Origin of the sequence: Hungatella sp. SL.1.14 (assembly GCF_024460495.1) — a bacterium.
Classification (GTDB): domain Bacteria; phylum Bacillota; class Clostridia; order Lachnospirales; family Lachnospiraceae; genus Hungatella; species Hungatella hathewayi.
Window position 1 is genome coordinate 1 of sequence record NZ_JANFYJ010000571.1, and the last position, 267, is coordinate 267.

The 267-nt window shown below is 50.6% G+C and carries 1 rRNA gene; it reads left to right on the top strand.

Features of this window, described 5'->3' with window-relative positions:
* Positions 1-267, top strand: a 23S ribosomal RNA gene (locus NE473_RS32350); the annotation flags it as partial.

Consider the following 267-nt stretch of genomic DNA (forward strand, 5'->3'; position numbering starts at 1 on the left):
TTCGAAGACAACTAGGATGTTGGCTCAGAAGCAGCCACACATTCAAAGAGTGCGTAATAGCTCACTAGTCGAGAGGTCCTGCGCCGAAAATGTCCGGGGCTGAAACACGACACCGAAGCTGTGGAATTGACTTATGGTCAATTGGTAGAGGAGCATTCTTAACTGCGGCGAAGCGTTACCGTAAGGAGGCGTGGAGTGTTAAGAAGAGAGAATGCCGGAATGAGTAGCGAGATGGAGGTGGGAATCCTCCAGGCCGAATATCTAAGG